Here is a 13,759-nt window from a genome sequence, read left to right on the forward strand (position 1 = left end):
GCCTTCCTTTGATTATTTCTGCAGCAGGGAGGAAATCTCGTCGGTACGCGCCTGCATCAATGCAGCGTCTCCCCGCGATTCCACATTCAGGCGCAGCAGCGGTTCAGTGTTGGAGCTGCGCAGGTTGAAGCGCCAGTCGCCGAAATCGGCGCTGACGCCATCGGTGTAGTCCAGCGCGGGCGACTGCGCGGCGAAGTGTTCCATCACGCGTGTGACCGCAGCCTTGGCATCGGCAACCTTGAAGTTGATCTCACCGCTGCAAGGGTAGGCGGCCATGCGGTCTTCAACCCAGTCGGCCAGCGAGCGGCCGCTTTCGGAGACCAGCTGGGCGATCAGCAGCCACGGAATCATGCCCGAGTCGGCATACGCGAACTCGCGGAAGTAGTGGTGGGCGCTCATCTCGCCGCCGTACACGGCATCCTCCGCGCGCATCTTTTCCTTGATGAAGGCGTGGCCACTCTTGCACAGCACTGGCACGCCACCGGCCTGTTCGACCATCTCCACGGTGTTCCAGACCAGGCGGGGGTCATGCACGACCTTGCCACCCGGATGGTGGGCGAGGATTGCCTTGGCCAGCAGGCCGACCAGGTAGTAGCCCTCGATGAAGCGGCCGTTGTGGTCGAAGAAGAAACAGCGGTCGAAATCGCCATCCCACGCAATGCCGAAGTCCGCGCCATGTTCGCGCACGGCGTCGGCGGTGGCGGCGCGGTTTTCCGGCAACAGTGGATTGGGGATGCCGTTGGGGAAGCTGCCGTCCGGTTCGTGGCAGATGCGGATGAACTCGAACGGCAGGTGCGATGCCAGCAGGTCGACGATGGCACCGGCGCCGCCGTTGCCGGCGTTGACAACGATCTGCAGTGGCTTGAGCTTGCTGGTGTCAACGTAGCTCAGCAGGTGCTGGATGTAGGCGCTCTTGTCATGCTGGGCGATCTGGCCGGCGCAAGGCGGCTGTGCCGCGGATGAATCGGCGGCGACCGCATCGGAGATCGCGAACAGGCCGGTATCGGAGCTGATCGGCCGGGCGTTCTCCTTGACCAGCTTCATGCCGTTGTAATCCATTGGATTGTGGCTGGCAGTGACCATCACCCCGCCGGCAGCCCCCAGGTGATCGGTCTGGAAATAGACCTCCTCGGTGCCACACAGGCCGATGTCGATGACTTCGCGGCCGGCACCGCGCAGGCCGGCCGCCAGCGCGTCCTGCAGCGCGGGGCTGGTCAGGCGGACGTCGTGGCCCAGCACCACCGGGCCCGGAGCGAGCTGTGCATTCAGGGCCGTGCCGATCCGGCGTGCCAGGTCTTCGTTCAGTTCTTCCGGCACGCGGCCGCGGATGTCATAGGCCTTGAAGGCGGGCAGGGGCATCGGTCAGATCCAATGTGAGCTTAGCCACTGATTGTAGCCTTTGTCCTGTATGGGAATCGTTTCCATTCCGCAACTCCCGGTGATTGGCTGAAGGTATCGGGTACGCGGGGGCGCCCGTACCGCTTGGCAAGCGGGTATACGGCCGCTGGCTGGGCGATCACGGCCAGGCCAGCCTGCGTCACGTGGCCGGGAGCCAGCAGCAGCCCCAGGAGTTCCTGCCACTGGCAGCCAAACGCGATCACGCCGTTGCTGGCGTACTTGACGTGGCGGAGCAGGACCGGCGGGCGATGGCCGGACGCGGACAGCTGCAGGGATGACGCAGGCTTGTGGCGCGGTTGCTTCCCCCCGCCAGGAATTTCTGGCCGAGCATTTCACCCTGGCGACGCGCCTGTCGCCGCATGGCTGCGTGCCGCGACATCTGACAGGCAGCGTTCACCCTTTTCCAGCGGCCACGCGTCCGTCCCGCGAAGCAGGCCCTCTTCGTTGCAGGTCCGGGCCATCAGTGCGGGCGAGCCGGGCGCCGCGCCCACCACCGGCAGGAGAAACCCCCATGCAACGCAGCCCTTGGCGATGCCTCGGCAATGCTGCGGCGCATCCAGCTCTTTCGTTGCCTCCGGCTAGAATGCGGTCATCCTCAACGTGCAGGGCAGTAGAGCAATGCAGCAATCGACTTCCGGCGGAAAGCGCGGCAAGCGCTTCGCCAGTGCGACGGAGGCCCTGCAGGGGGTGGTCGCCGATGGACAGACCCTGGCCGTGGGCGGCTTTGGCCTGTGTGGCATTCCCGAGGCGCTGATCGCTGCGCTGCGCGACAGTGGCGTCAAGGGCCTGACCGTGATCTCCAACAATGCCGGTGTCGATGGCTTCGGACTGGGCCAGCTGCTGGAAACCCGGCAGATCAAGAAAATGATTTCGTCCTACGTGGGCGAGAACAAGGAATTCGAACGGCAGTTTCTGGCTGGTGAGCTGGAGCTGGAGTTCAACCCGCAGGGCACACTGGCCGAGCGCCTGCGTGCCGGTGGTGCGGGTATTCCGGCATTCTTCACTGCCACCGGCTATGGCACGGTGGTTGCCGAGGGCAAGGAAACCCGCGAGTTCGACGGCAAGCACTACGTGATGGAGACGGCGCTGCGCGCCGATGTGGCACTGGTCAAGGCCTGGAAGGCCGACGAGGCCGGCAACCTGGTGTTCCGCAAGACCGCACGCAACTTCAACCCGGCCTGTGCGATGGCCGGCAAGGTCTGCATCGTGGAAGTGGAGGAGGTGGTGCCGGTCGGTGCCATCGACCCGGACCAGGTGCACCTGCCAGGCATCTATGTGCACCGCATCGTGCACAACGCGCATCCTGAGAAGCGAATCGAACAGCGCACCATCCGCGCGGAGGGCAACTGACATGGCGTGGACCCGTGACGAGATGGCGGCACGCGCCGCCCAGGAGCTGACCGATGGCGCCTACGTGAACCTGGGCATCGGCCTGCCGACGCTGGTTGCCAATCACATTCCCGAAGGCGTGGATGTGTGGCTGCAGTCGGAGAACGGCCTGCTCGGCATCGGCCCGTTCCCGACCGACGCTGAAGTCGATGCGGACCTGATCAATGCCGGCAAGCAGACGGTTACGGCGCGTGCCGGTGCCAGCTACTTCGGCAGCCACGACAGCTTCGCGATGATCCGCGGTGGCCATGTGAACCTGGCCATCCTTGGCGCCATGCAGGTCACCGACAAGGGTGACCTGGCCAACTGGATGGTGCCCGGCAAGATGGTCAAGGGCATGGGCGGGGCAATGGACCTGGTCGCCGGCGTGCAGCGCGTTGTGGTGCTGATGGAGCACACTGCCAAGAACGGCGAGCACAAGATCCTGGCCGAATGCACGCTGCCGTTGACCGGCGTGGGCGTGGTCGACCGCATCATCACCGATCTGGCGGTGTTCGACGTGACCGAAAAGGGCCTGTTGCTGGTGGAGGCCGCGCCGGGTGTCAGCGATGAAGAGCTGAAGGAAAAGACCGGCGTCGCGTTCCGGCGTTGAGGACAACGATGTTGCCGCGCAGCGCCAGCCTCAGGGTTGGCGTTGTGGGCCTCCAACGACGTAGCCGGCGTTGGCAACAAGGTCCGGCAGCAACTGCATGACCGGATCAAGTGCATCGTCGTTGTCCAGCTCACTGGGATAGCAGTGCGCATCCAGCAGTGACCGCAACGCCGACGCCCGCAGCCACATCGTGCCTGCTGTCTGCGGCGTAGGGGTGTCGGCCATCCCCAGCCGCGCCGCCCAGCGGAGATGACGGCGTGTAACGGCGACGGCCTCCGGAGTGGATGCCGCGAACATGCCCAGCGCAGGTTGCTCATCGAACTGTTGAAGCACAGCGTCGAGATCCGCCGTTCCTGGTAGCTGCGGTCTTGCCTCGCCGCTTCCGCGGAGGTCCAGCCAGCAGGCCAGCAACGATGGATCCGGACCAAAAGCCTCCAGGACCTGCACGATGCTGGACAGGGCATTGCCCGCATGGCCGATGATATCGACCGCAGCGTCATGAGGGCGCTGCGCCATTGGAATGAAAACACGGTAGCTCACGCCCAGGCCGCTGGCGGCCTCGCAAGCTGTAGCGATCAGCCCGGGATCATCAATGAGAATCAGCAGGCAGGCCCGCAGGGGGCCGGCGGGCGAAGCCGGGGACAGCGCTTGGCGCGTCGCGTCAAGCCAGGCATGCCCAAGCCGGGCATCCGGTTCCAGCACCGCGCCTTCGGCCCATTCGTTCCAGGCATTGATGAAGACCATGCGTTGGCGCGCAGGCGCCAGGGCCAGGCGTTCATGGATCGTGGTGCGCAACCAGTCGCGGTAGCCACGGGGTGAGGCGTGCAGGTACACGCGGCCGCGGCCGGAACGACGCGCCTCGTTGTCCCAGCCCGGGTTCACGCCAGGATAGAGCGGATAATCCGGCAGTGGCCGCGCTGCGATTTCTGCAGCCAGTTCGCGCCAGTCGCGTACATCGCCATTGAAGGCAGGATTGAGCAGCCACTGCTGTGCCGACAACGAGCGCGGGTTACTCATGTTCGGCGGGAATTCGACGGCGGCATCAAAGCCGATATCGCGCGGATCCGGTCGCTCGAAGCCTTGGACGTAGGCCAGGTGGATCTCGCCCACGCCGTTGTCGCGGCACCAGCGGCGCCAGCGCTCGGCAGTCGCCCGGGCGTCGGGCAGCAGGTTCGGGCGATAGACCAGCAGCATCGGCCGACCCTCGACCTTCAATGCACGGCGGTCGCGCAGGTAGGGCGCGACATGTGCGATGAAGGCCAGATCGTCCTCTGCGCTGTGCTGCTGGCCGATCAGGATGTCGTCGTCGCGGCCGTCCCAGCGTCGTGCCCAGTTCTCGTTGGCCCAGCACAGGCAGAACGGCAGGTCGATGCTGTCATCGGCCAGCCATTGACGCAGCGGGTCCTCCATCAGGGTGCGGCCGCTGAACCAATAGTAGTAGAAGCAGAATGCGCCGATGCCGTACTCCGCAGCCAAGCGTGCCTGGTCACGCATCACCTGCGGGTTGCGCAGGTCATAAAAGCCGAGGTCGGCCGGCAGGCGGGGTTGGATGTGACCCTCGAACTGCGGCAGGGCGCGGGTGACGTTGCGCCACTCGGTAAAGCCCTTGCCCCACCAGGCGTCGTTCTCCGGGAAGGTATGGAACTGCGGCAGGTAGAAAGCGACCAGCGTCGCCGGCATGGGTGACGGCAATGCTCCCTCACGCCATGGCACGTGGCCGATCGCCGGTTCATCGGCACGCCAGCGCAGCTGGGCACTGGCGCGCGCGCCCCCCTCATCCTGCTGCCCCTTGGGGGGCGGCGGCACCCAGTCGCCATGCCGTGCCAACAGCCGGGTGCGCAACCGGTCGCGCTGCGCCTGCGGCAACGGCAAGGCCCGGAACACGGCGCGCAGCAACGGGAACAGCGACTGGCGCAGGCTCATCGGGCGAGGCCTCGCGACAGCGGGCGGTAGGACGGAATCAGCATCTGGGCAACGGTCATGGCGCCATTTTCGGTGCTGGCGGCCATGACGGCAAACGGCGGCATGCTAGCGTGTGACCATGCTGTTCCCCCACGACCTGCCCGATGCCGATGTCCTGCACCTGCCTGGATGGCTGGCTGCGGCCGAGGCCGACCAGCTCCTGTATTCGCTGCAGGCCGAAGTGCCCTGGGAAACCCATCGCATCCGCATGTTCGGCAACTGGGTGGACTCGCCGCGGCTGAGCTGCTGGATCGGCGACCCGCAGGCCCGCTATCGCTATTCCGGTGCCGAGTTCGTGCCGCGCCCCTGGCCACCGGTGTTGCAGGCCATGCGCGGGCGCCTGGAAGCCGAAGGCCACGGCCGCTTCAACAGCGTGCTGCTGAACCGCTACCGCGGTGGCGGTGACTACATGGGCTGGCACAGCGATGACGAGCCGGAGCTGGGTCCGGCCCCGGTGATCGCTTCGCTGAGCCTGGGCGCGGCGCGCCGATTCCTGCTGCGACGCCGCGACGACCCGGCACGCAAGGCTGAATTCGTGCTGGGCCACGGCGACCTGCTGCTGATGGCCGGACAGACCCAGCGCTTCTACCAGCACGCGCTGCCGAAGATGGCGCGGGTGCACGGCGAGCGGATCAACCTGACCTTCCGTTGGATTTCGCCGCGTTGACGAAGAAGGGGTCAGATCCCTTTCCGGCCGGAAAGGGACCTGACCCCGTAACCACATGCCCGGCGAATGCTGCGATCAGCGCGCAACGGTCGGCTGGTCGGCCTGCCCGCTCTGCAGCGTCCAGCCCACCACGTCCTGCGCCAGCTGCTGCAGGCCACGCTCGAACGCGGCGGTCACCGCCGGTACGTCGGTGCTGCCGACCGGCTGCGCCTGGCGGAAGGTGCGGTCAGCGACCACACGCTGGTCGGCGACATGGATCAGCTTGGCGTTGACCTCAATCACCACGGTCGGCGTGGCCTGGCCCTGGTAATCCGATTCGAAGCGGCGCACATCGGTGGACAGCTTGTAGTCGGCGCGGATGCCGGCGGTGCTGCGGGCCACGCCGCGGATGCGGCCGGAATCCTCGAAGCCACGCAGCAGGGTGTCTTCGATCATGTCGGTGGCCGGTTGCGCCCAGCTGGCACCCTTGTAGATCTCAAGCTGCGACGGTGTCGGCCGCACATTGATGCGCGGGCTGTCGACCATGCGCGCGGCGCTGGGCTTGGCCAGTACCAGCTGCCAGCTGGCCTGCGGCCACGCCGGGTCCGCCTTGACCTGCACGGACGGCGAGTACAGCGTCACCGCGGTTTTCTCGCTGCTGCCGAGGATGGAGCAGCCCCCCAGCAGGGTGACCATCGAAGCGGCCAGCAGCAGGCGTGGAAGGGTGGTCGGGCTCATTTGGGTTCGAACTCCTTCGGTGCGTCGCGGCCCAGCAGGTAGCGCGCGGGGTTGTTCTCGAGGCGGTCGCTGACCCGGCGCAGGTCGCGGATCAGGCCGCGCAGTTCGGTCAGCGTCGGGCCCAGCTGGCCGAGGCCATCGTTGGCGAAGCTGTTGATCGCGGCGCGGTTCTCGCCAAGGATCGAATCGGCGTTGCCGGCGGCCGAGTCGAGCTTGGCCAGGGTCGCGTCGAGCTTGTCGATGATGCCGGGCAGCTGCTGCACCAGGTTCCTGTCCAGGCGCTCGATGGTGCCGTTGGTGGTCTTCAGCGTGGTGTCCAGGCTGCGGGCGGCATCGCGCGCGCTGAGCAGCAGCGCCTGCGTGCCCTGGTCACGGTCGGCCAGGCCGCCGCTGATCGTCTCCAGGTTGGCCAGCGTCGCGTTGATCGAGGCCACGTTGCGGTCGCTGAGGATCTGGTCCATGCGCTCGACGATGCGGTTGGCGACGTCGGTGATGTTCTGCAGCGCAGAGGGCGTGGTCGGGATGATCGGTGCCGGGTCCTTGTTGACCGTGGTCAGCGCCGGCGACTGCGGCGTGCCGCCGCTGAGCTGGATGATCGACGGGCCGGTCAGGCTGGTGATCGCCAGCTTGGCGCGGGTATCGGTCTTGACCGGCGTGTTGGAGTTCAGGCGGATGCGCGCGACTACCTGGCGCGGGTCGTCCGGCACCAGGTTCAGTTCGGTGATCGAGCCCACCGCGATGCCGTTGTACTGCACCGGGCTGCCCACCGACAGGCCGGTCACCGCTTCGCGGAACACCACGCGGTACTCCTGCCAGGTACGGTCGGAGGAATATTTGGCGGCCCACAGGCCGAAGGCCAGCAGGGCCAGGCCGGTGATCAGGGTGAACGCGCCGATCAGCACGTAGTTGGCTTTGGTTTCCATGGCTCAGGCACTCTCGATCTGTTCGCCACGCGCGGCGCGCGCGCGGGGTCCGTGGAAGTATTCCTGGATCCACGGATGATCCAGTTTCTCGATGTCAGGCAAGGGTGCGTTGGCCACCACCCTGCGGTCGGCGATCACCGCGACCCGGTCGCAGATCGCGTACAGCGTGTCCAGGTCGTGGGTGATCAGGAACACGGTCAGCCCCAGCGCTTCCTGCAGGGTCTTGATCAGGCGGTCGAACGCGGCCGCACCGATCGGGTCGAGGCCGGCGGTGGGTTCGTCCAGGAACAGCAATGGCGGATCCAGCGCCAGTGCCCGGGCCAGGCCGGCGCGCTTGCGCATGCCGCCGGACAGCTGCGAGGGCAGCTTGTTGATCGCATCGGCGGGCAGGCCGGCCAGCTTCACTTTCAGCAGCGCCAGTTCGTAGTGCCAGCGCTCGGGCAGCTCGCGATGGTGTTCCTTCAGCGGCACCTGCACGTTCTCGCCCACGGTCAGCGAGGAGAACAGGGCGCCATCCTGGAACAACACGCCGGTGTTGCGCTCGATGTGCAGCCGGCTCTCGGCGTCGTCGGCACGCGCGTCGCGGCCGAGTACTTCGATCTGCCCGGCATCGGGCACGCGCAGGCCGAGGATCGAGCGCATCAGCACCGATTTGCCGGTACCGGAGCCGCCGACCACGCCCAGGATTTCGCCGCGGCGCACGTCCAGGTCCAGGTCTTCGTGCACGGTCTGGCTGCCGAAGCGGTTGACCAGGCCACGCACGCGGATGGCCAGTTCGTGGCCCTGGTCGTCGCGCATGTCGATGGAGTCGGGGAGGGCGGATGTGCTCATGTCACCAGTCCATGTGCATGAACCACAACGCCGCGAAGGCGTCGATGATGATCACCAGCGAGATCGTCTGCACCACGCTGGAGGTGGTGCGCTCGCCGACCGACTGCGCGGTGCCCTCGACCTTCAGTCCTTCCAGGCAGCCGATCAGGCCGATCACCAGCGCGAACACGGGTGCCTTGGACAGGCCGACCAGCAGGTGCCGCACTTCCATCGTCTCGTGCATGCGCGCGATGTACATCTGCGGCGGGATGTCGAGGTCGAACGCGCCGACGGTGATGCCGCCGGCCAGGCCCGCGATCATCGCGATGAAGGTCAGCAAGGGCAGGGTGACCAGCAGCGCCAGCAGTCGCGGCAGCACCAGCAGGTCGACCGGGTCCAGGCCCAGCGTGCGCATTGCATCGATCTCCTCGCGTGCCTTCATCGCACCAATCTGCGCGGTGAACGCACTGGCGGTGCGGCCGGCCAGCACGATCGCGGTCAGCAGTACCGCGAACTCGCGCAGGAAGGCGATGTTGACCAGCTCGACCACGTAGATCTCGGCGCCGAAGTCGCGCAGGATGGTCGAGCCGAGGAATGCGATCACCGCACCCACCAGGTAGGACAGCAGCGCCACCAGCGGTACCGCATCCAGCCCCACCTGCTCCATCTGGTGCACGGTGGCGGTCAGCCGGAAGCGGCGGGGTTCCTTGACCAGCCGGGCCGCCTTGACCAGGTTCTCGCCGAGGAAACTGCACAGCGCCTTGATGTTGTGGCCAGTGGCGTGGACGCTGACACCCAGGCGTTCCAGCGCGGCCAGCACGCCGAAATCCCGCTTGGGCTTGGGGCGGTCGTCGGCCACTTCCTCGATGGTGCACACCAGCGCCTGGTGGTCCGCGCGGAACTGCAGTGCGTCTTCGTGCAGATCGGCACGGTGGGCCACGCGCAGCACCTGCAGCACGCCGGCCGAATCCAGCTGCTCGATGCCGGTGGCATCGATGCCGGTCAGCTTGTCGGGAACGCCGTGCAGGACCTCGGCCGCGGCCAGCGCGGTCTTCAAGGTCCAGGTGCCGGACAGGTGGATCAGGCCCGGGTCATGGGCATCCTGTTCGAGCTGGGGGGCGAGGTTCGGGGTGACGTGGGCCATTCGGGTCGCAGCATAACCGTTCTGTATCGGGCTTCGCGTCGAACTCGGATGAATTTCTCCGGTGGGCCCCAGCGTAGGTAATACTACGGCGCATGTCCGCAGACGCTCACACGATCCCCACGCCCCAGGCCACCTACGCACAGCGCGTGGCCTTTGTTTCCGAGATCGCCGGACGCCTGCACAGCTATGGCACCACGGCCCAGCGCCTGGAAACGGCGGTGGTGGCACTGGCCCGCCAGCTCGATCTGGATTGTGAACCTTGGTCGAATCCCACCGGTATCATCCTCAGCTTCAGCGATCCGGCGCAGGCGATCGGCTCCAGCGACATCACCCGCGTGATCCGCCTGGCGCCCGGTGAGAACGACCTGCACAAGCTCAGCGTCGCCGACCATATCGCCGAAGAAGTGTCCAACGGGCGGATGAGCATCGCCCAGGGCCATACCGCGCTGCGCCAGCTGGACAAGGATCCGGGCCGGCGCGGCAAGCTGCGCACCATCCTGTCATTCACCCTCGGCGCGGCCGGCGTGGCCGGCATGTGGAAGCTGCCGTGGCTGGACATCGCCACCGCCGGTGTCATCGGCCTGATGATCGGCCTGCTCGGCATGGTCACCGACCGCCGCCCGGCCACCCGCGAAGCGGCCGAGGCGCTGGCGGCGCTGCTGGCCGGCATGGTCGCCACCCTGGTGGCGTCCTTCATTGGCGCGCTCAACCTCAATACGGTGATCATCGCCTCGCTGGTGGTGCTTCTGCCCGGCATGTCGCTGACCAATGCGGTCAATGAGCTGGCCAGCCAGCACTGGGTGTCGGGCACCGCGCGCTTTGCCGGCGCGCTGACCACCATCATGAAGCTCAGCGTCGGCGCGATGATCGCGGTGACCCTGGCCGACGTGCTCGGGCTGGATCCGGTGATCCGCGCCACGCGGCCGCAGGGGCCGTGGGTGGAGTGGGGTTCGCTGCTGACCGCGGCCTTTGCGTTCGCGATGCTGTTCAAGGCCAACCGGCGCGATTACCCGTGGGTGATCGCCGCCTCGGTGGCCGGTTATGCGATCTCCAAGTTCGGCGGCCATGCCTGGGGCGCGCCGGCCGGCATCTTCCTGTCGGCGATGCTGCTGACCGCGGGCGGCAATCTGTTCGGTCGCCTGGTCGGGCGTCCGGGCGCGATCATCCGCCTGCCCGGCATCATCATGATGGTGCCCGGCAGCACCAGCCTGCGCGGCGTGCTGACCCTGGTCCAGCAACAGGATGTCGGCGCCGGCCAGAGCGTGTTCCTCACCGTGCTCAACGTGGTGATGGCGCTGGTTGCCGGCCTGCTGTTCGGCAACCTGCTGATGCCCGCTCGCAAGACCCTGTGATGATGTCGGTGGGTGTGGACCCCGGTCCACACACCGGAGAATGAAAAACGCCGGCGTCCGCCGGCGTTTTCATTCCAACCTGATCCCGGCCTCAGGCCTTCTTGATCAGGAAATCTTCCGGCTTCTTGTTGCCCTTGGCGGTCAGTTCAGCCATCCAGCGCGGCTGCTTGCCACGGCCGGTCCAGGTTTCCTTCGGATTGGCCGGGTTGCGGTACTTCGGTGCAACCTTGCCCAGCTTGCGGCCGGCGGTCTTCGACGGGGCCTTGGCGGCCGGGGCGGCCTTGCGGGCACGCGTGGCCGGGGCGCTGCCGAACAGTTCTTCGATGGTGTAACCCTCGGTCTTGGCCAGCTTGGTCAGCTGGGCCCGGACCTTGGTGATCGGCCGGCGCTTGGCGACGATGGTCTGCTGCTTCTTGGCGGTACGGATCAGGGCGCCCAGCTCGCGTGCTGACAGGCCGGTCAGGTCAATGCTCATTTACGGTTACTCCGGAAACTAATGTGTGGACGGGACAAGCCAGTCCATGGCGTCGGCGGACAGAATAGAGATGAATTAATCACAGCACAAATGCAGGCGGGTCATGGCGTGGCGGCATGCAGACGCCGTCGCGGTGATTTTGACCGGATTATGTCCGCTGCAATATCGGGGAAGGGCGCGGGCAAAAAAAAAGACCGGGGCAGGCCCCGGTCTTTTCCTGATCAGCCCTGCAGACGCTGCAGCAGGGAGGCCTTGTCCAGGTTCTCCGCGTCGGTGGCGCGGCGCGAGCGGTACTCGTAGGTGCCAGCGGCCAGGCCGCGTTCGCTGACCACCACGCGATGCGGAATACCGATCAGCTCCATGTCGGCGAACATCGCGCCCGGGCGCAGGCCGCGGTCGTCGAGTGCAGCGTCCAGGCCCGCCTCGCGCAGCTCCTGCAGCAGGTTGGCAGCGGCGTCGGCCACGGCCGCATCGCCCTTCGGGTTGATCACGCACACCACCACCTGCCACGGCGCCATCGCGTCCGGCCAGATGATGCCGGCATCGTCATGGTTCTGTTCGATCGCGGCAGCCACCACGCGCGAGATGCCGATGCCGTAGCACCCCATCGCCATCACCGCGGCCTTGCCGTTCTCGTCCAGCACGGTGGCATCCAGCGCTTCGGCGTACTTGCGGCCGAGCTGGAACACATGGCCGACTTCGATGCCACGTGCGATCTTCAGTTCACCGCCGTCCACGGCACGGTCGCCGGCCCGCACGTTGCGGATGTCGGCCACTTCCGGTTCCGGCAGGTCGCGGCCCCAGTTGACGCCGGCCAGGTGGAAACCGGCTTCGTTGGCGCCGACGACGAAGTCGGCCATCGCCGCAACTTCGCGATCGGCGACCACGCGGATGGCCTTGGCCGGGGCGACCGGGCCAAGGAAGCCCGGCACGCTGCCCAGGTGCTCGGCGATTTCCGCCTCGCTGGCGAAGCGCTGCTCGTCCAGGCCGGCGACCTTGGCCAGCTTGATCTCGTTGACCTCATGGTCGCCACGCACCAGCGCCAGCACGAACTGCTGTGCCTTGCCTTCGCCGGCGATCAGCGCCACCGACTTCACCGTGCGCTGCAGGTCGATGCCGAGCAGCGCCGCGACCTCCTCGCAGGTCTTCTGGGTGGGGGTATCCACCTTGCGCATCGTTTCGGTGGCGGCCGCACGCGGCGCCGGATCGGCGGCAATCGCCGCTTCCATGTTGGCTGCGTAGTCCGAGCCGGTGGAGAACACCAGCGCGTCCTCGCCGGAATCGGCGATGACGTGGAATTCCTGCGACGCATCACCGCCGATGGCACCGGAGTCCGCCTGCACCATGCGGAAATCCAGGCCGAGGCGGGTGAAGATGCGGCTGTAGGCCGACTTCATGTTCTCGTATTCGCGCACCAGGCACTCATCGTGCAGGTGGAACGAATAGGCGTCCTTCATCAGGAACTCGCGCGAACGCATCACGCCGAAGCGCGGGCGGATCTCGTCGCGGAACTTGGTCTGCACCTGGTAGAAGTTCACCGGCAGCTGCTTGTAGCTGGACAGCTCGCTGCGCGCGAAGTCGCAGGCGGCTTCTTCGGCGGTCGGGCTGTAGCAGAACACCTGGTCCTTGCGGTCCTTGATCTTCAGCAGCTGCGGGCCGAACTTCTGCCAGCGGCCGGTCTGCTCCCACAGTTCCTTCGGCTGGATGGTCGGGATCTGGAATTCCACGGCACCGGCCCGGTCCATTTCCTCGCGCACGATGCGCTCGACCTTGCGCAGCACGCGCAGGCCCAGCGGCGACCAGGTGTACAGGCCCGATGCCAGCTTGCGGATCATGCCCGCGCGCAGCATCAGCCGATGGCTGGTCAGCTCGGCGTCGCTGGGGGTTTCCTTGGTGGTGTGCAGGTGGAACTGGGAGAGGCGCATCGTCGGCTTCGGATAACGGCAGAGACCTCTATTCTGCCAGCCCGGCGGGGGGAGGGGTATCGGCCTTGCCATCACCATCGGTGTCCTGCATCACCTGGCCACCACCGTCCAGCAGGGCCAGGTTGGCCCGGGCCGTGCTGCACTGCCCAGGGACCGGCGCGGCCGGGGTCTCGGTGCTGGCTGCGGCCTGCGGGGTGCGGGCCTGTTCGCGGGTCTCGAACTTCTTGCCCGCCGGCGGGGTCTCCGAATACTGGGTTACGCCATGGGCGTCCTTCCATTTGTAGACGGGGCCGGCCAAGGCGTTGGCACTGGCCAACAGCAGCAGGCATCCAAGGCAGGACAGGGCACGCATGGCAGACTCCACGGAATGGGCGCAGAACGCCGATTGCAGCATTGGCGCCGACC

General features: G+C 66.7%; 13 protein-coding genes. 4 read left to right on the plus strand and 9 right to left on the minus strand.

Features of this window, described 5'->3' with window-relative positions; all coding sequences use genetic code 11:
• Nucleotides 1–12 precede the first annotated feature (12 nt).
• The gene (locus tag VG566_RS12055; protein ID WP_164110892.1) at nt 13–1,359 is read right to left on the minus strand and encodes a phosphomannomutase; all 1,347 of its coding nucleotides are present in this window, start codon (nt 1,357–1,359) and stop codon (nt 13–15) included.
• A gap of 657 nt (nt 1,360–2,016) precedes the next feature.
• Here VG566_RS12055 and VG566_RS12060 point away from each other — a divergent pair.
• Nucleotides 2,017–2,748 carry a CoA transferase subunit A gene (locus VG566_RS12060; RefSeq protein WP_053494809.1) on the plus strand — a complete coding sequence of 244 codons (732 nt, stop codon included), beginning with the start codon at nt 2,017–2,019 and terminating at the stop codon, nt 2,746–2,748.
• Nucleotide 2,749: 1 nt separating this feature from the next.
• A complete protein-coding gene (locus VG566_RS12065) occupies nt 2,750–3,379 on the plus strand; it encodes a CoA transferase subunit B (RefSeq protein WP_069118019.1) in 630 nt (209 codons plus the stop codon).
• 30 nt (nt 3,380–3,409) lie between these two features.
• On the opposite strand, the gene VG566_RS12070 is transcribed toward VG566_RS12065, so the two are convergent.
• Nucleotides 3,410–5,302: a glycoside hydrolase family 99-like domain-containing protein gene (locus VG566_RS12070; RefSeq protein WP_069118018.1), complete on the minus strand. Its 1,893-nt coding sequence runs from the start codon at nt 5,300–5,302 to the stop codon at nt 3,410–3,412.
• A 118-nt stretch (nt 5,303–5,420) separates the two neighbouring features.
• On the opposite strand from VG566_RS12070, the gene VG566_RS12075 reads away from it, so the two are divergent.
• Nucleotides 5,421–6,008: an alpha-ketoglutarate-dependent dioxygenase AlkB family protein gene (locus VG566_RS12075; RefSeq protein ID WP_014645863.1), complete on the plus strand. Its 588-nt coding sequence runs from the start codon at nt 5,421–5,423 to the stop codon at nt 6,006–6,008.
• A 75-nt stretch (nt 6,009–6,083) separates the two neighbouring features.
• Here the strand turns inward: VG566_RS12075 and VG566_RS12080 are convergent, their stop codons facing one another.
• The 4 genes from VG566_RS12080 to VG566_RS12095 are packed head-to-tail and all read right to left on the minus strand — an operon-like array spanning nt 6,084 to nt 9,602.
• Entirely contained in the window at nt 6,084–6,725 is a 642-nt protein-coding gene (locus VG566_RS12080) for an ABC-type transport auxiliary lipoprotein family protein (protein ID WP_014645864.1), read from the minus strand.
• Nucleotides 6,722–7,648, minus strand: a complete 927-nt coding sequence (locus VG566_RS12085; RefSeq protein WP_014645865.1) for an MlaD family protein — start codon at nt 7,646–7,648, stop codon at nt 6,722–6,724. The genes VG566_RS12080 and VG566_RS12085 overlap by 4 nt, the downstream gene beginning before the upstream one ends.
• A 3-nt stretch (nt 7,649–7,651) precedes the next feature.
• On the minus strand, nt 7,652–8,479 hold the full coding sequence (locus tag VG566_RS12090; RefSeq protein ID WP_046428302.1) for an ABC transporter ATP-binding protein: 828 nt from the start codon (nt 8,477–8,479) through the stop codon (nt 7,652–7,654).
• A gap of 1 nt (nt 8,480) precedes the next feature.
• Nucleotides 8,481–9,602 (minus strand): MlaE family ABC transporter permease, encoded by a 1,122-nt coding sequence (locus tag VG566_RS12095; protein WP_014645867.1) that lies wholly within the window; start codon nt 9,600–9,602, stop codon nt 8,481–8,483.
• 92 nt (nt 9,603–9,694) lie between these two features.
• On the opposite strand from VG566_RS12095, the gene VG566_RS12100 reads away from it, so the two are divergent.
• Nucleotides 9,695–10,954 carry a threonine/serine ThrE exporter family protein gene (locus tag VG566_RS12100; RefSeq protein ID WP_014645868.1) on the plus strand — a complete coding sequence of 420 codons (1,260 nt, stop codon included), beginning with the start codon at nt 9,695–9,697 and terminating at the stop codon, nt 10,952–10,954.
• A 91-nt stretch (nt 10,955–11,045) separates the two neighbouring features.
• Here the strand turns inward: VG566_RS12100 and VG566_RS12105 are convergent, their stop codons facing one another.
• From VG566_RS12105 to VG566_RS12115, 3 genes are all read right to left on the minus strand, one after another.
• Nucleotides 11,046–11,429: an H-NS family nucleoid-associated regulatory protein gene (locus VG566_RS12105; RefSeq protein WP_010480700.1), complete on the minus strand. Its 384-nt coding sequence runs from the start codon at nt 11,427–11,429 to the stop codon at nt 11,046–11,048.
• Nucleotides 11,430–11,650: 221 nt separating this feature from the next.
• Complete coding sequence (locus VG566_RS12110; RefSeq protein ID WP_197562117.1) at nt 11,651–13,354, minus strand: proline--tRNA ligase; 1,704 nt, start codon at nt 13,352–13,354, stop codon at nt 11,651–11,653.
• Between the two features lie 28 nt (nt 13,355–13,382).
• Complete coding sequence (locus VG566_RS12115) at nt 13,383–13,706, minus strand: DUF4124 domain-containing protein (protein ID WP_423172724.1); 324 nt, start codon at nt 13,704–13,706, stop codon at nt 13,383–13,385.
• Between the last annotated feature and the right edge of the window lie 53 nt (nt 13,707–13,759).

It is taken from the genome of Stenotrophomonas sp. CASM114, assembly GCF_049384325.1.
Taxonomy (GTDB): domain Bacteria; phylum Pseudomonadota; class Gammaproteobacteria; order Xanthomonadales; family Xanthomonadaceae; genus Stenotrophomonas; species Stenotrophomonas muris.

What these genes read in the sequence shown, in the direction of transcription:
- VG566_RS12055 (WP_164110892.1), bottom strand. Translation starts at nt 1,359, where the DNA reads ATGCCCCTGCCCGCCTTCAAGGCCTATGACATCCGCGGCCGCGTGCCG.
- VG566_RS12060 (WP_053494809.1), top strand. Translation starts at nt 2,017, where the DNA reads ATGCAGCAATCGACTTCCGGCGGAAAGCGCGGCAAGCGCTTCGCCAGT.
- VG566_RS12065 (WP_069118019.1), top strand. Translation starts at nt 2,750, where the DNA reads ATGGCGTGGACCCGTGACGAGATGGCGGCACGCGCCGCCCAGGAGCTG.
- VG566_RS12070 (WP_069118018.1), bottom strand. Translation starts at nt 5,302, where the DNA reads ATGAGCCTGCGCCAGTCGCTGTTCCCGTTGCTGCGCGCCGTGTTCCGG.
- VG566_RS12075 (WP_014645863.1), top strand. Translation starts at nt 5,421, where the DNA reads ATGCTGTTCCCCCACGACCTGCCCGATGCCGATGTCCTGCACCTGCCT.
- VG566_RS12080 (WP_014645864.1), bottom strand. Translation starts at nt 6,725, where the DNA reads ATGAGCCCGACCACCCTTCCACGCCTGCTGCTGGCCGCTTCGATGGTC.
- VG566_RS12085 (WP_014645865.1), bottom strand. Translation starts at nt 7,648, where the DNA reads ATGGAAACCAAAGCCAACTACGTGCTGATCGGCGCGTTCACCCTGATC.
- VG566_RS12090 (WP_046428302.1), bottom strand. Translation starts at nt 8,479, where the DNA reads ATGAGCACATCCGCCCTCCCCGACTCCATCGACATGCGCGACGACCAG.
- VG566_RS12095 (WP_014645867.1), bottom strand. Translation starts at nt 9,602, where the DNA reads ATGGCCCACGTCACCCCGAACCTCGCCCCCCAGCTCGAACAGGATGCC.
- VG566_RS12100 (WP_014645868.1), top strand. Translation starts at nt 9,695, where the DNA reads ATGTCCGCAGACGCTCACACGATCCCCACGCCCCAGGCCACCTACGCA.
- VG566_RS12105 (WP_010480700.1), bottom strand. Translation starts at nt 11,429, where the DNA reads ATGAGCATTGACCTGACCGGCCTGTCAGCACGCGAGCTGGGCGCCCTG.
- VG566_RS12110 (WP_197562117.1), bottom strand. Translation starts at nt 13,354, where the DNA reads ATGCGCCTCTCCCAGTTCCACCTGCACACCACCAAGGAAACCCCCAGC.
- VG566_RS12115 (WP_423172724.1), bottom strand. Translation starts at nt 13,706, where the DNA reads ATGCGTGCCCTGTCCTGCCTTGGATGCCTGCTGCTGTTGGCCAGTGCC.